The following is a 15099-nucleotide window of genomic DNA, read 5'->3' on the forward strand; positions in this document are numbered from 1 at the left end:
TAGGGAGTAATTTGTTAAAAACTTTATTTTTTTTCCAATTTTCCGTTGGTGTAGGTATACAATTGTTGCTGTTCAATAAACGTCATTTCCCCTGTTTTACCAATGAATGTGGACATATCATCGCTGTAATGCATTAAATATATTTTAGATTGGATAGATGCTGGTAATGTCAACAATTCATCGAGTGTTGTATGTACGATTCCTGGGCCATGAAGCTGACAATCGTGTAGAATAAGATTACATTTGCGATTTCCACATATTTCATGCAAGAGGAATTGTTCTTGAAAACGGGTGTCGCTACTATAGAATATATCTTGATTGATGACAAGTGAATAACTAGGTTTTCCTATAATGTGAGGGGTCTGAATAGGTTCAATTGTAAGTTCATCGCAAATCTGCGTAGGAACATTTTCTTGCATCGTCACGATATCAAAATAACTGGATAACTCGGTTAACTGTTCATCTTTTACTTCCAAGCCACCTTTCAATGTATGGGTCCATAAAGGATCAACAAGTGTGGAGGGCAGGAATAACTTTATTCTTTTTTGGTGGGTATAATGACTAAGGAATGCAAATTCCTCCAGACCTCCAACATGATCTGCATGAAGGTGAGTAATAAGTATGCCGTCAATATCCGCTACATTTAGGTTCATTTGGTGCAAAGCTCGGCCAGCTGTATGGCCACAATCGATTAATAATTGGAAATTAGTTGTACGAATTAAGGCATTATTATTAAAATAGGATTTGGCAAAAGCACTGCCAGTTCCTATCATTTGGATTTGCAAGCTCATTGTTATCCCTCGCTTATTATTTTGATGTACAAATTGTATCATTTTGAGAGTAATTTTGCAGAGAGTAAAATTGGCTATGTTGGGCGGAGGTGTGTTCATGTATTGGGTATTATTTGGTGCAATACTTCTTGTCTTTATCGCTTGTGTGATTCCAGCGGTATGGGTTGGTTTGAAATTAACGCATCCCGTTCGTAAGAGAGTGACAAGTTCACCATCGGAGTATGGATTAACGTTTAATGATATCACATTTTCTTCAAGGTCAGGCGATGTTCTATTAAGCGGATGGCACATGCCTGCTAATGAAAAGCCAAAAGATGTCACGCTCATATTTGCACATGGATATTCGGGTAATCGATTGGAGGAGGGGCTTCCCATACTTTCTCTTGCTAAATCGCTTATTCAAAATGGATATGATGTTCTCATGTTCGATTTTCGCAACTCAGGTCGCTCTGGAGGGAAGATGACGACTGTCGGTTATATGGAAAAGCAAGATTTATTAGGAGCGATTGATTGGGTTAATCATCAATCCCCGCATAAACGCATCGTATTAATTGGTTACTCCATGGGGGCGATGACTTCATTACTTGCAGCCGCTGAGGATACTCGGGTCTCAGGTGTTATTGCAGATAGCCCCTTCAGCCAGCTAAAGCGTTACTTAGCAAAAAATTTATCCTATTGGTCAGGTTTACCACACTTTCCTTTCACTTGGCTTATTATGGCGATTCTGCCTTTAATAACGGGGATTAAGGAGAAACATGTGGATGGCTTCATAGCAGTGAATGGTATCTATCCTCGTCCTATTCTCTTTATTCACAGTGATGCAGATGAGGCGATTCCTTCAACAGAGAGTGAACAACTATGGGAAGTGCATCCAGATATATTCGAGTTCTGGCGGACACAAAAGGCTCCACATGTTGGGACATATCGATTACAGCCCCAGGAATATTTAGAACGGGTTCTTAAATTTTTACATAAAGTATAGATTGGTGCGCAACTATAAGACTATTTCCGAGTATAAATTTGCATCGGTATATTTGTTGGTACGTATCATTTCACAAATATGCAATAGATACAAAGAGGAGGAGTTTATGATATGAAAGCTCGACGTTTACTTGCCCTCGTACTGGTTGGTACTTTGATGATGGGCACTGTTGATGTTGCAGCACGGACGATGTGGGGCACATACGATGGCTACAATAAGATTAAAGTGACGGTAAATGAAAAAGAGACCGACTTTAGCAACTCAGAAGCCCCGGCTATTTCGATAAAAGGTGCAGCAATGCTGCCGCTTCGCCCCCTCGTGGAATCTCTGGATGCGATGGTCAAATGGGATGAAGAGAATCAAACCGTGCAAATTTATAAGCCTAATGTACATATTTCTTTAGTCAAAGATGTTACGCAATCCAAGAATGGCGAATATACGCTCAAATCACCTTTTGGTGTAGTGAAGAAGGGTGAAGTCATAGATTTTGTTGCCTTTGCTGAAGTTGATAACTTAAAAGCCAAGGTGTCTGCGATTCGTGTGTCGATCTATGCTCCGAGTGGTGCACATGTGACGTCATATGAGAGTGATGTTGATGATCAGAAGGATTCATTTTGGTATCCAATGAAAATGAAAAACATCTCTTTTGAAGAAGCAGGGACGTATAAGCTTCATTTGTCCATGAAGTTGTCTGGGACAAATGATTTTACAGTCGTATCGGAGAAAAATATTATTTCACAATAACTTCTGCTTCCGAAGCATGTTTCTAACGAAACATTTGAGGTTTGACCTGCATTTGGGAAAATGTTACGATAACTTGGAAAACAGAAAATTATTATAGAAATGAGGTTCAGACATGAGCGATAAACACGATCACGTCCACGGCCCTGACTGTGAACACGACCATGAGCACGACGAAGATATCTTTATAGTTACGGATGAAGAAGGCAAAGAACATGAAATGGTGATGGTTTATACGTTCGAGTCACAGGACCAAGCTTATGCGGTTTTGTTGGATCGTAATGATCCAGAAGCAGACGGTGTTATTTTCCGAGTCGAAGAAGAAGATGACGATGCTTTCCTTGTGAATATCGAAGATGAAGAAGAATGGACGCGTGTTGTTGCGATTTATGAAGAAATCGTAGCAAACGATGGCGAAACCAACTAAAAATAAAGCCCCGATACCTTTCGTTAAGAAAGTTCGGGGCTTTTTTGATTCTGTTTATTTTCTTGGATTAAAATACATCGTACGACCATTGAATAATTGCAATTCCGCTTTGAATTTTTTTGCTAAGTATTTACATAGTTCATTGCCTTTGGATTTATCTCCATGGGTTGAATCATCTGGTAGCACCAACTGTACAAAATGTACTTCCGTCTCGTTCTCAAGTAGGCTGCCTACACCAAGTACGATATATTTGTACTGCCTTTCTGTTCCCTTGAGGTAAAACCATTTGCCCTCAGCTTCAGGTTTGTCTTGGATGGTGTATGGAAATCCAGCTTCATCGTATTCCCAATCTAGTTGTTTACCTGTTTTGGACAGTTGTTCACGGTAATCGAGCAGTTGTTCTTTGAGCTCGTCCAGTGTTAAGGATTGAGCGGTAGAACCACTTACAAACCGAATATAAGCACTTTGACTCATGGTAACACTCCTGCCTAAATAAATGGTAATTGGATCCAAAAGATAGTAACATCATAGCATTCTAAAGCGTGCTTTGACAATATTGTTTAATCAATAGCCTTTGTCTCGACAATGACTTTAACGAACTCGCAGGATCGATCTTCAGGACCTTTAACAGGGAGTCCGACTTCGACATGTTCTACGATATAGTTAATATTGCTTTGAGAGATCACTTCTCCTGGCAGTAAGATTGGAATGCCTGGTGGATACACATAGATGAATTCTGCAATAATACGACCAGCTGATTCTTTGAGTGGCACAACTTCTGTTTCTCCATAGAAGGCATCACGTGGAGAGAGTGAAAGCTGCGGAATCTCAGGAATTGTAACAACAAGCTCATGTGCTTTTGCATCTGCAATATGCTCGTCAGATAGGTGCTTGAGTGCAGTTAGTAGGGTGTCGATGTTTTCTTTATGATCACCAGAAGTCACTAAGCACAGGATGTTGTACATATCACTCATCTCAACTTCAATATTGTAGTTGTCGCGAAGCCAGTTCTCAACATCATAGCCAGTTAATCCAAGATGGCGAACATGAATCGTCACTTTTGTCTGGTCATAAGCGTATGTTGCTTCTTGACCAAGCAGCTCTTCTCCAAAACAATACAATCCAGGAATCTCGTTGATTGCGTTACGAGCGTATTGTGCAAGCTCAATAGCTTTCTCCGCAATTTCATACCCGCGCGTTGCAAGCTGACGACGTGCTGTATCTAGTGAAGCAAGTAGAATATAGGAAGTAGAGGTCGTTGTGAGCATACTCATAATTGTCTGGATTCTCTTTGTGTTTACACGTGGTCCTTGTACGTTAAGCACTGAGCTTTGAGTCAAAGAGCCTCCTAATTTATGAACGCTTGTTGCGGCCATATCTGCACCGGCTTGCATGGCAGACGTCGGCAGTTTGTCATGGAAATGGATGAGTACACCGTGTGCTTCATCGACCAGAACTGGCAGATCATAAGAGTGAACCAGATCTACGATTTCTTTAAGATGCGTCACTACGCCATAATAAGTTGGATTAATGACAAGTACCGCCTTAGCGTCATGGTGCTTTTCCAATGCTTTACGAACTGCACGAGTCGTAATTCCATGGTCGATGCCTAAGTTTTTGTCACGAACAGGGGAGATGAATACAGGCTTTGCCCCAGCAAAAATAATAGCAGCCATAATTGATTTGTGTACGTTACGTGGAACGATAATCTTATCGCCTTCTGAACATACAGACATAATCATAGTAATAATCGCGCCACTTGTTCCTTGAATACTGAAATATGTGTGGTCAGCACCAAATGCGTCGGCAGCAAGTTGCTGTGCTTCAGCAATTACACCAGTAGGTTGGTGCAAATCATCGAGTGGAGCTATATTAATTAAGTCAATTGACAAGGCATTATCTCCGATAAATTCGCGAAATTCAGGGTCCATGCCGACCCCCTTTTTATGACCTGGGATATGGAATTGCAATGGGTTTTTCTTCGCATGATCCTGCAGCGCGGAGAAAAGCGGAGTGCGGTTATGGTCCATCAATAAATCTTCCCTTCTATACGGTAGTCTTGGTGCTTTTTTTAACAAACAAATTGAGTATATCAAAAAGGGGGCGACATGCAAGTTATTTTCCAAAAAAATAGTTACCAACTGTTCTTGAGTTGTTCATTTTATTCACAAAAAGATTATGGTACGATGAACAGAAATATTGAGATAAAAGTAGGGAGATACATATGAATAAGCAAATGGGCGTTATCATGCTGCTTCTGATGACGATCTTTATTGGTTTTGGAGTTATTATTCCAATTATGCCAGAGGTCATTATCCATAGTGGGGCAGACAAGTTTCATAATTTTATGTTGTTGTCGGTTTATTCACTTTCATCGTTCTTGATGTCACCTTTTTGGGGGGCGTTATCCGACCGTATTGGTCGTCGTCCCATCATCCTGACTGGCTTGATCGGTTTCGCAGTTTCTTTTTTCATTTTTGCAATTGGACAAGATCACTTATGGCTCATGTATATCTCACGTATTCTAGGAGGCTTGTTCTCAGGTGCTGCTACGGCATGTGCAGTCGCTTATGTGGCAGATATTACTACAGCTGAGAATCGGACCAAAGGTATGGGGCTTGTTGGGATGTCAATTGGTTTAGGATTCATATTTGGTCCAGCAATTGGCGGCTTGCTCAGCCGATATGGTTATCAAGTGCCGTTCTTCGTGTCGGCAGGATTAGCACTAGCATCTTTTGTCTTTGCTTTTGTTGTACTTAAAGAATCCCTTCCACCTGAGAAACGTAGATCAAGCAGTGAACCGCGTGTATCTCGTTGGACTGCTTTTGCAGGATCTTTAAAATATCTATATGTATTATCTTTCTTTGTGACATTCACCTTAGCAGGATTAGAAGCGACTTTGCAGTATTTTGAAATGCAAAAAATCGGGGCAACACCTAGTGATATTGGTATTATGTTCCTCGTAAGCGGAATCGTTGGGGCGATTATTCAAGGCGGTTTGATCCGTAGACTCGTGAAAAATGGTGCAGAGCAGCGTGTGATCGCAATTGGTTTAATTTTGTCAGCACTCGGATTTATACTGTTGTTGTTCTCATCCAGTGTATGGACGGCAGCAATCTACTTGTCTGTGTTCGGAGCGGGTAATGCATTGATTCGTCCATGTGTGACGTCCCTTTTAACGCAGAAAACGAAAGTGGCTCAAGGGGTAACGACAGGACTAAGTTCATCCATGGACTCCCTCGGTCGAATTATTGGCCCATTGCTTGGCGGATTTGTCTATACGTTTAATGTTACATTACCGTATATTATCGGAGCTGTGCTTTGTTTAGGAGCGTTGGTCCTTCTGGCACGCTTTATTCGTCTAGATCGACAGCGTACAGTATAGGTGATTCGCACTTCACAATAAACGGCGAATGACTTCCTGCTCATGTCCATGCCCTCCTCGGATTGTAGACATATACTGTCTTAAATGCTCAGGAGGTGTCATATATGTCATGTATGCATGTTTCACAAGCTTTTGGTCTTTGCAATCAATTTCACGGTCGTAACGTCCGTATTCATACCAATGATGGGCGTATTCATGAAGGAATGATTGTAAGGGTTGATCAAGACCATGTGTTTATTAGACCATTTGGGGGAAACGGTTGCGGTTGTGGTGGTCGTGCACACATTAGAGGAGAACAACAGGCACACATTAGTGGCTTTGGATTCTGGGGCTGGAACAGCGCGATTGTTCCGCTGTCTTTGTTTACATTGCTTGCAATCGCATTAATTTAAAGAAAATGAAGGAGCTGTTCCAAAGGTCTGAAATGACCCTCGGACAGCTCCTTTTTGCGTTATGGTTGTTTCGTAGGCTTACGATCAATCATTTTTTCAATTTCAGGGGTTAAATCCTCTTGAATGAATTGAATAAGTTGGGTCTTGTTCATACCGCGTTCTTGCGCAATTTCGGCAAGAGATTGACCGTTTTTCATCTTTTGACGTATATCATCTTGGGTGATACCTAGTTTTTTGGATAACTTCTCTGTGGATGGAAACAACCTTGCTGCATGATGGTGGTTATGCCACATCCCTTTGTGCTGAATCATTTTGTCTATTCTAGCACTCATTTTGCTTTTGAATTCTTTGGCTTTGTCTGCTGATAAAGATCCTGATTTTACAGATGCATCAATGCGTGATGATTGTTTATCAAGGATGGAGGATTTAAGCTTCTCAGCAGAAATTCCTTTTTCAATGGCTATATCACTAAGACTCTTTCCAGCTTGGAGCTGCTCACGAACAGCATCTTGCTGCATACCTAGTGCTTGTGCAGCATCATCTAGGAAGGGATGGTGCCACTCGCGATGACCGTTGTGGCTGTCTGAATGCACCTGACTTGGTGCTGCATTTTCTGCATATGCCATTTGCTGTACTGCTCCCATAGAAATTGCGGTTACCGCTAAGGTTAGTGCTAATGTACGGACTACCCTGCTTGTCTTAAAGTTTACTTGCATCTTAAGGTTCTCCTTTGAAGTTGATTGGGTTGCACATTCCATAGTGTGGACATACTTACAACTTTTTACTTTAAAGGAACCTTAAAATAACATAAATTTTAAACACTCTATTAGAAAGACAATCGGTAAAGCGGTACAACTTTAAGGAATGTATCCTCAATTAGAGCGTGAAGTTTTTCTGGTTCATGTAGGACAGGGTCATCTTTACGAATTTCAAGGCCACATAATACTTCAGATTTCTTTACATGTTCCAAGCGATGAATCAGGTTATCAAATTTTTCGCTAGACATTTCAGCATGTGGTGTGGTTTCTGGCTGCATATGATCAATGGACCAGAAGAAATGATTCGGTATGGATGCCTGGATTTCAGATAAATGATCGCTGAGGTGACGTGCGAATGTATTCTTATTCTCACATTCATAGATGATTGCAAATTGAACAAATACATGAGTAGACCATAGGCCAACTTGAAAATGGGGGTGTGCTTTATAGCCACGCTTGTTTGGAGCCCAAGCAACCCATGTGTCATTAGGAGGATGGACTTTACGACGTGCATGCTTGGCTACATGAGGAAACATCTCTTCGCCGCAAAGTGTAGACAAGTAGGGGCTAAGTGCGTCGCCTAGGGTAAATAATTTGGGACGAACGGTTGCAATTAATGCATCCATTCTTGGTTCAAGTCCTGGAATATGGAAAACATCGAAATCTTCATCTGAAAATGTTGGGAATGTAGTCATTCTGGCTCCTCCTGGTTGTTCTATGATCTTCAAATTATAGCACAACACCGAACGTATAGCCCCGTGCTTGGCCCAATCGTGAAGAATACCTGAATTATAGCCCATTTTCTTTGAAAAATATGTCAAGGACCAAGTTACAGATACATATGAATCTTAATAAGATATCTTAAATCATAAGTTTGTCTAAATGAATGATTTAGTTCTGAAGAGGGTTTCAAGTATGTCACGCGCCAAGGAGGAATTGCCGTGAGTAAAAACAATGAAGTTGAATACTGCAACCTTGAGCTCCGTTTTGATCGCCGGCGAATCCGTAATTTCATTAAAGCATTGATTCAAGAAGGGTATTCGTTATATTGGAGTGAGAATGAAGGGCAATTTATTGTGTCCATTCGATCTGGGCGTAAACTTGTCAAATTGAAGTTTGAGCGGATCGGTGAACGTTATAAAATTGTAGGTAATTACTCCTTCCGCGACGAAAAGCTTGTGGAAATGATGGAGAAGCTGATCGGAGATACCCGGGGTCATGCCATTGTGAAGCGGTTTCGCGATCGCCAAGTACTCATTGAAAACATTATGTTCGGGGAAACGATTCGCATGGTTGAGATTACTGGGGTGGAGCACAAGGTGTTGTTTCAAAAAGAACCTGTTGTATCTATCGAGGATATGATCAAAGCATTTCGTTCTAAGCGAACGGATGAGCGAATCCCTGTACTGCGTTTGGAACTTGATTATGAGCTTTCTACATTAGCAGATGCGATTAATCAAGGTGACACGAAGGCGATTCAATCTTGTAAAAAGCGGCTTGCTGAGCTGAGACAGGAGATGCTGTTACTTGAGATGTGAAAGAAGTCGAGTCGAATATGATGAGAAATAACCCGGACCATCTCGAATTGGCATCCGGGTTTATTTGTGCGGTATGAACGAAGAAATTGACATTCCTTTACCCCAAAGTTTATCATCTAGAGATAACAAGATTAGGTATTACGTAACAGGATGAATAATCCTTTTACGGGAACGTTATTTTAGAGATAAGAATAGCTCGCGGTAAATATTAATATTGCTAGAAGCTATAAATAGGGAAGGATAGGTGTCACAGCATATGTCAAAAGGACAAATCGGTGTTATTGGACTAGCAGTTATGGGTAAAAACCTCGCTTTGAATATTGAAAGTAGAGGCTATACTGTATCCGTATTCAATCGTTCAGCTGAAAAAACGAAAGAATTGCTCGAGGAAGCAGCTGGTAAGCAGCTAATCGGCACTTTCACATTAGAAGAGTTCGTACAATCATTAGAGAAGCCGCGCAAGATCTTAATCATGGTTAAAGCAGGCGGCCCAACTGATGCAACAATAGAAGGTTTAGTTCCACTACTTGATGAAGGCGATATCCTCATTGATGGTGGTAATGCTTATTTCCCTGATACTGTTCGTCGTAATAAAGATCTACAAGCTAAAGGCTTCCGCTTTATCGGTTCTGGTGTATCAGGTGGTGAAGAAGGCGCGCTTAACGGTCCTGCGATTATGCCAGGTGGCCAGAAAGATGCATATGAGTTGGTAGAACCAATTCTTACTGCAATCTCTGCTAAAGTGGGCGAAGATGCTTGCTGTACGTATATTGGACCAGACGGTGCTGGTCACTATGTTAAAATGGTGCATAACGGTATCGAGTATGGGGATATGCAGTTAATTTGTGAAGCATATCAATTATTAAAAGATGTTGTGGGTCTATCTGCACCTGAGCTTCACGAAATTTTCTCAGAGTGGAATAATGGTGAACTTGACTCTTACCTCATTGAAATTACAAGAGATATTTTCACGAAATATGATGAAGAAACAGGCAAACCAATGGTCGATGTGATCTTGGATACGGCAGGTCAAAAAGGAACTGGAAAATGGACAAGCCAAAGCTCGCTTGATCTAGGTGTACCGCTTTCCATTATTACAGAGTCCGTATTCTCTCGTTTCATCTCTGCGATGAAAGAAGAGCGTGTAGCAGCTTCTAAAGTATTGACTGGACCAACTGTTAATGCATTTGATGGCGATAAGAACGAATTTGTTGAAGCTGTACGTAAAGCGTTATATGCAAGTAAGATTTGTTCTTACGCGCAAGGCTTTGCTCAAATGAGAGCAGCTTCTGAAGAATACAATTGGGACTTGCAGTACAGCTCCATCGCAAAAATTTTCCGTGGTGGCTGCATCATCCGTGCTCGTTTCTTACAGAACATTATGGATGCGTACGATCGTGAGCCAGGGCTGAAGAACTTGCTTCTTGATGAGTACTTCAAAAATATTGTTGAGAACTACCAAGATGCGTGGAGAAATGTAATTGCAATCGCAGTTACACGTGGTATTCCAGTACCGGCATTTGCTTCTGCAATTGCTTACTTTGATTCCTACCGTTCTGAGCGCTTGCCTGCGAACCTGCTTCAAGCACAGCGCGACTACTTCGGCGCACATACGTTCAATCGCGTGGACAAAGAAGGCGTGTTCCATTACAACTGGTTAAATAATTAATTATTCATAAAGTGATTGGGGTCGATTCTGCGTGCAGGAATCTGCCACAATCACTTTTTTTATCGGATAAAAAGAGGTATGATATTGGAAAGTTTTTTTGAAAATAGGGGAGAGTTAGCTGATGGAAAGGCATGTACCGATAAATAACATTATGTTAATCGGATTTATGGGAACGGGAAAGTCGACGATTGGTAACAAACTTGCGGAGAAATTAGGATGGACATTTGTCGATACCGACCAAAAATTGGTCAAGCAAGCAGGTAAATCGATTTCACAAATTTTTGAAGAAAGCGGAGAAGGTTATTTTCGCAAATTGGAAAGTGAAGTCATTTGTCAGGTGTTAGAGGGGAAGAATCAAGTGGTGTCCCTTGGCGGAGGGGCTGTACTGAATCCAGATAATTGCTTGCATATGCAAAAGAACGGCTGCGTCATCACATTGACAGCACCTCTGGATACAATTGTGGAGAGGGTTCAAGGTGACAGCGGCCGTCCTTTATTACAAGGCGACGTACGTCAGCGGGTTGTTACAATGATGGAGCAGCGGAAAGGTTTGTATGACTTTTCTGACTTCTCGATCGATACGTCCACTAGCAGCCTTGATGAAATTGTCGATCTCATCAAGGACATGGTGAGTGGATTAATCGAGTGTAACCCACTCTAACATACCACCAGCCATATTGCGTAAACCGGTGTAACCAATTGCACTTAAATATTGCTGAGCAGTACCACTGCGGCCACCACTACGGCATACGAGAATAATCTCATCGGATTGTTCAATTTCACCGTGACGCTCGGGTAATTCACTTAGGCGAATATGCACAGCAGTTGGGATCATTCCTTGTGCAACTTCTTCATCCTCGCGAACATCAATAATCGTAAGTTTTTCGCCATTACTCAGGCGTTCTTTTAATTCTGATGGGTATATAATAGGATCCATATCGATCGCCTCCTTTTGTTTGAAAGTAAAGATTTCAATTTTCATCTTAAGGAAGCAAGCCCTCTTTTGTCAAACATAAGGGAGTGTGAAACAATGACGACGCTATATATCGGGATCGCTGGTATTATTGGCGCCTTATGTAGATATGGACTCTCCATTCTTGCCAATCCTACAAACGATGGAACATTCCCATGGGGGACACTTACTTGTAACCTGTTAGGGAGTTTTGTATTAGGTTACTTGGCTTTTGCTATTTTTAAGAAAATGTCTGAAAGGATGAGAACGGCAGTAACAACAGGCCTCATTGGTTCGTTCACAACATTTTCCACATTTAGCTGGGAAACGGTTCAGTTCATGCAAGAAGGTTATTATGGTCTGGCATTCCTGTATGTGTCTCTGAGTATCGGTGGGGGACTTTTGCTATGTTTACTCGGTATACATCTTGCGCAAGGCTCCCGTTATAAGGAGGACTCCTCACATGAGTAATGGATGGTTGATCGTGCTTCTTGTAAGTCTGGGAGGATTTTGTGGGGTGATAGCAAGATTTAAGGTGTCTGCGATTGTAACCAAACGATTCCCAAGTATGATGCCATATGGTACACTGACAGTTAATATACTAGGCTCATTTGCACTTGGATGGATGTGGGGATCTACGCCCTCAGATTATATAAAGCTGGGATTTGGAACTGGGTTTCTGGGTGCCTTTACAACTTTCTCAACGATACAGCTTGATAGTATGAAACTGCTAAAAGGGAAGTATAAAAATTATTTTGTCCTGTATACGTTGTTAACCTATCTGATCGGTATTGGACTGGCTTTCATCGGATTTTTTGCTGCAAAGAGTATTTATTAAATAGCCAATTTTCATTCAAGGAGAGAGACGTATGAAAGCTATCGTAAAACCAACTTCTCTATTACAGGGAAGCATTAACGCATTATCTTCTAAAAATTATACGACACGCTACTTGCTTCTTGGAGCATTAGCAGAAGGGACAAGCACGATTTATTACCCCGCACACAGTGAAGATAGTGATGCGATGCGTAGATGTATTCGTGATCTTGGAGCTATAGTTGAAGAAGATGATGAGAAAATGACGATTCAAGGCTTTGGTCGTCACCCGAAAAATGTAAGTGAGCTTAATGTGGGGAACGCAGGGGCTGTATTACGCTTTCTGATGGGAACTGCTTCATTCTGTGAAGATGTCACATTCGTAAATACGTATCCAGAATCGTTAGGAAAAAGACCGCACCAGGATCTGATTGATTCCTTAGAGCAGATGGGTGTTAAAATCACGCATAATGAAGGTAGGTTGCCGATTCGAATCCAAGGTGGTAACCCGCGTGGGGGAAAAATAACGGTATCGGGTAACGTTTCTTCGCAATATTTAAGTGCATTGCTCTTTATGGCCCCGCTTCTTGAAGAAGATTCGGAGATTGAAGTATTGCACGATCTAAAATCCAAAATTATCGTAGGTCAGACACTGGAAGTATTAGCGGAAGCAGGTATTATTGTTCATGCTTCTGATGATCTGATGCATTACAAAATTCCGGGCCGACAACAATATAAAGCGCAAAAGTACGTCGTTCAAGGGGATTACCCAGGTTCGGCAGCGATTCTTGCGGCAGCAGCTGTTACGAATTCTGATGTGAAATTGCTTCGTTTATCAGAGCATTCCAAGCAAGGTGAAAAGGCATGTGTAGATGTACTGCGCGCAATGGGTGTTAATCTTACCCATCAGGACGGCGTTGTTCATGTTCTAGGTAACTCCAAGCTAACAGCTGGAGAGTTTGACGGGGATCATTTTACAGATGCGGTTCTTGCGATGGTTGCAGCTGCGGTATTCGCCGAGGGTACGTCTCGGTTCTACAATGTGGAAAACCTACGCTATAAAGAATGTGATCGTATTACAGATTATTTGAATGAACTTCGCAAAGCAGGCGCTAATGTGGAAGAGCGTCAAAGCGAGATCATCGTACACGGATGTCCAGAGGGTGTTGAAGGCGGCGTTGAAATTAACGCTCATTACGATCATCGTGTGATTATGGCATTAACAGTGGTCGGACTACGCTCTCAAAAAGGTCTAACGATAAACGATGCGCACCATGTAGCCAAATCATATCCACAATACTTTGACCATTTAGAGTCTCTAGGTGCTCAAATTGAACGAATCGAAGATTAACCGCGTAAGCGAGAATGATGAGTTTGGTGATGAATAGATGACTGTGATATGGAAGGGTATTAAAGTTGGTTTTGCTTTTATTCTTATATTAAGTTTACTCGTAACTTGTGGTGTAACCGTAGCTGTATTTTATGATCGTTATCAGCAATCAAACAACATGCCTCTTGCTCTATCGACACCTGCTCCAGTCGTGGAGATCACGCCATCGCCTGTTCCGACGCCTACACCTCCGCCAGGTTCAGCGATGATTACTGCACCCTTAATCAGGCAAAATCCAGAACTGCCAGCAGGCTGTGAGATTACATCACTTGCTATGCTGCTTCAATTCGCTGGCGTGAATAAGTCCAAGATGGAGCTGAATGAGGAGGTTGTGAAAGACGATACGCCGATAGTGTGGAATAAAGACGGTACGGTTAAATTCTGGGGCAATCCCAATACAGGTTATGTGGGTGATGCAACTCCACGTGCCAAAGGATTTGCGATCTATCACAAGGCACTGTTACCACTTATGCTGAAATATGAGCCTACTTCTTTTGATTTAACGGGCCGTCCATTTGCGGACTATGAAGCGCAAATTGCTAAAGGCAATCCGGTGCTGATCTGGACAACGATTGATTTTAAGGAACCGAATAATTGGGTTGTTTGGGATACACCCATAGGACCGATCAAAACTACATTTTATGAGCATGCTGTTCTTTTAGTTGGGTATGATGAAGAGAATGTGTATGTGAATGATCCACTAGGCGGGAAAGCTTCTATTAAAATCAACAAAGAACAGTTCTTAGGCTCATGGGAAGCACTCGGCAAGCAAGGATTGTCTTATACAAAATAAAAGGGTTCATAATAAGGAGGAATTCAAAATGTCTTTTGAAAATCCATCACGTGAACAAATCAAAGAAATCCTTGCATCAGCAGGAAATATTGCAGTTGTAGGCTTGTCGGATAAGCCGGACCGCACTTCGTATATGGTTTCGGAAGCGATGAAAGAGCGTGGCTATCGCATCATTCCGGTTAATCCGAATGCCAATTATATTTTGGGTGAAAAGTGTTATCCTTCTTTACTCGATATTCCAGAGCCAATTGATATTGTGAATGTGTTTCGACGAGCAGAGGAAGTCGTACCGATTGCTGAGCAAGCTGCGCAAATTAAGGCTAAGGTATTCTGGTTGCAACTCGGAATCATCAATGATGATGCGGGGCGTATTGCAAGTGAAGCGGGTTTGACTGTCATTATGGATCGCTGCATTAAAGTTGAAGACTCTATATTAAAGCCGGAACGTAATTAAAATAAAAGTACTT

Annotated in this window: 19 protein-coding genes; 13 read left to right on the forward strand and 6 right to left on the reverse strand. The window is 41.7% G+C overall.

Going from position 1 to position 15099, the window contains the following annotated elements:
• Positions 1 to 23 precede the first annotated feature (23 nt).
• Complete coding sequence (locus ACSBOP_RS07685) at positions 24 to 791, reverse strand: MBL fold metallo-hydrolase (protein ID WP_442603831.1); 768 nt, start codon at positions 789 to 791, stop codon at positions 24 to 26.
• A 97-nt stretch (positions 792 to 888) separates the two neighbouring features.
• On the opposite strand from ACSBOP_RS07685, the gene ACSBOP_RS07690 reads away from it, so the two are divergent.
• The 3 genes from ACSBOP_RS07690 to ACSBOP_RS07700 all read left to right on the forward strand — a co-directional run bounded on the left by ACSBOP_RS07690 (position 889) and on the right by ACSBOP_RS07700 (position 2941).
• Entirely contained in the window at positions 889 to 1773 is an 885-nt protein-coding gene (locus tag ACSBOP_RS07690) for an alpha/beta hydrolase (protein WP_442603832.1), read from the forward strand.
• Between the two features lie 111 nt (positions 1774 to 1884).
• A complete protein-coding gene (locus tag ACSBOP_RS07695; RefSeq protein ID WP_442603833.1) occupies positions 1885 to 2517 on the forward strand; it encodes a stalk domain-containing protein in 633 nt (210 codons plus the stop codon).
• A 112-nt stretch (positions 2518 to 2629) separates the two neighbouring features.
• A complete protein-coding gene (locus ACSBOP_RS07700; RefSeq protein ID WP_442603834.1) occupies positions 2630 to 2941 on the forward strand; it encodes a DUF1292 domain-containing protein in 312 nt (103 codons plus the stop codon).
• Between the two features lie 54 nt (positions 2942 to 2995).
• Here the strand turns inward: ACSBOP_RS07700 and ACSBOP_RS07705 are convergent, their stop codons facing one another.
• Positions 2996 to 3415 carry a DUF1885 family protein gene (locus ACSBOP_RS07705; RefSeq protein WP_442603835.1) on the reverse strand — a complete coding sequence of 140 codons (420 nt, stop codon included), beginning with the start codon at positions 3413 to 3415 and terminating at the stop codon, positions 2996 to 2998.
• 86 nt (positions 3416 to 3501) lie between these two features.
• Positions 3502 to 4971: an aminotransferase class I/II-fold pyridoxal phosphate-dependent enzyme gene (locus tag ACSBOP_RS07710; RefSeq protein ID WP_442603836.1), complete on the reverse strand. Its 1470-nt coding sequence runs from the start codon at positions 4969 to 4971 to the stop codon at positions 3502 to 3504.
• Positions 4972 to 5165: 194 nt separating this feature from the next.
• Here ACSBOP_RS07710 and ACSBOP_RS07715 point away from each other — a divergent pair, with 194 nt between their 5' ends.
• Positions 5166 to 6326 (forward strand): MFS transporter, encoded by a 1161-nt coding sequence (locus ACSBOP_RS07715; protein ID WP_442603837.1) that lies wholly within the window; start codon positions 5166 to 5168, stop codon positions 6324 to 6326.
• A 104-nt stretch (positions 6327 to 6430) separates the two neighbouring features.
• Positions 6431 to 6718, forward strand: a complete 288-nt coding sequence (locus tag ACSBOP_RS07720; protein WP_442603838.1) for a hypothetical protein — start codon at positions 6431 to 6433, stop codon at positions 6716 to 6718.
• A 59-nt stretch (positions 6719 to 6777) separates the two neighbouring features.
• On the opposite strand, the gene ACSBOP_RS07725 is transcribed toward ACSBOP_RS07720, so the two are convergent.
• Together ACSBOP_RS07725 and ACSBOP_RS07730 are read right to left on the reverse strand one after the other, a co-directional pair.
• The gene (locus ACSBOP_RS07725; RefSeq protein ID WP_442603839.1) at positions 6778 to 7434 is read right to left on the reverse strand and encodes a hypothetical protein; all 657 of its coding nucleotides are present in this window, start codon (positions 7432 to 7434) and stop codon (positions 6778 to 6780) included.
• 110 nt (positions 7435 to 7544) lie between these two features.
• Positions 7545 to 8171, reverse strand: coding sequence for a YktB family protein (locus ACSBOP_RS07730; protein WP_442603840.1), 627 nt, complete (start codon positions 8169 to 8171; stop codon positions 7545 to 7547).
• 246 nt (positions 8172 to 8417) lie between these two features.
• Here ACSBOP_RS07730 and ACSBOP_RS07735 point away from each other — a divergent pair, with 246 nt between their 5' ends.
• The 3 genes from ACSBOP_RS07735 (at position 8418) to ACSBOP_RS07745 (ending at position 11344) form a co-directional block, all read left to right on the forward strand.
• The gene (locus ACSBOP_RS07735) at positions 8418 to 9014 is read left to right on the forward strand and encodes a hypothetical protein (protein WP_442603841.1); all 597 of its coding nucleotides are present in this window, start codon (positions 8418 to 8420) and stop codon (positions 9012 to 9014) included.
• A gap of 256 nt (positions 9015 to 9270) precedes the next feature.
• The gene (gene gndA, locus ACSBOP_RS07740) at positions 9271 to 10683 is read left to right on the forward strand and encodes an NADP-dependent phosphogluconate dehydrogenase (RefSeq protein WP_442603842.1); all 1413 of its coding nucleotides are present in this window, start codon (positions 9271 to 9273) and stop codon (positions 10681 to 10683) included.
• A 121-nt stretch (positions 10684 to 10804) separates the two neighbouring features.
• Positions 10805 to 11344 carry a shikimate kinase gene (locus ACSBOP_RS07745; protein WP_442603843.1) on the forward strand — a complete coding sequence of 180 codons (540 nt, stop codon included), beginning with the start codon at positions 10805 to 10807 and terminating at the stop codon, positions 11342 to 11344.
• Here ACSBOP_RS07745 and ACSBOP_RS07750 read toward each other — a convergent pair.
• Entirely contained in the window at positions 11321 to 11620 is a 300-nt protein-coding gene (locus tag ACSBOP_RS07750; protein ID WP_442603845.1) for a rhodanese-like domain-containing protein, read from the reverse strand. The two genes, ACSBOP_RS07745 and ACSBOP_RS07750, sit on opposite strands and share 24 nt — an antisense overlap.
• 93 nt (positions 11621 to 11713) lie before the next feature.
• Here ACSBOP_RS07750 and crcB point away from each other — a divergent pair, with 93 nt between their 5' ends.
• From crcB to ACSBOP_RS07775, 5 genes are read left to right on the forward strand one after another with little or no spacing between them, the layout of a single operon-like run.
• Positions 11714 to 12106 carry a fluoride efflux transporter CrcB gene (crcB, locus tag ACSBOP_RS07755; RefSeq protein WP_442603846.1) on the forward strand — a complete coding sequence of 131 codons (393 nt, stop codon included), beginning with the start codon at positions 11714 to 11716 and terminating at the stop codon, positions 12104 to 12106.
• Complete coding sequence (locus tag ACSBOP_RS07760; protein ID WP_442603847.1) at positions 12099 to 12473, forward strand: fluoride efflux transporter FluC; 375 nt, start codon at positions 12099 to 12101, stop codon at positions 12471 to 12473. Before crcB ends, ACSBOP_RS07760 begins: the two co-directional genes overlap by 8 nt.
• Positions 12474 to 12504: 31 nt before the next feature.
• The gene (aroA, locus tag ACSBOP_RS07765) at positions 12505 to 13800 is read left to right on the forward strand and encodes a 3-phosphoshikimate 1-carboxyvinyltransferase (RefSeq protein ID WP_442603848.1); all 1296 of its coding nucleotides are present in this window, start codon (positions 12505 to 12507) and stop codon (positions 13798 to 13800) included.
• Between the two features lie 37 nt (positions 13801 to 13837).
• The gene (locus ACSBOP_RS07770; RefSeq protein ID WP_442603849.1) at positions 13838 to 14632 is read left to right on the forward strand and encodes a C39 family peptidase; all 795 of its coding nucleotides are present in this window, start codon (positions 13838 to 13840) and stop codon (positions 14630 to 14632) included.
• A 28-nt stretch (positions 14633 to 14660) separates the two neighbouring features.
• Positions 14661 to 15086: a CoA-binding protein gene (locus ACSBOP_RS07775; RefSeq protein WP_442603850.1), complete on the forward strand. Its 426-nt coding sequence runs from the start codon at positions 14661 to 14663 to the stop codon at positions 15084 to 15086.
• Positions 15087 to 15099 lie beyond the last annotated feature (13 nt).

Source organism: Paenibacillus sp. KN14-4R (genome assembly GCF_052180255.1).
In the GTDB taxonomy this organism is placed as follows: domain Bacteria; phylum Bacillota; class Bacilli; order Paenibacillales; family NBRC-103111; genus Paenibacillus_AM.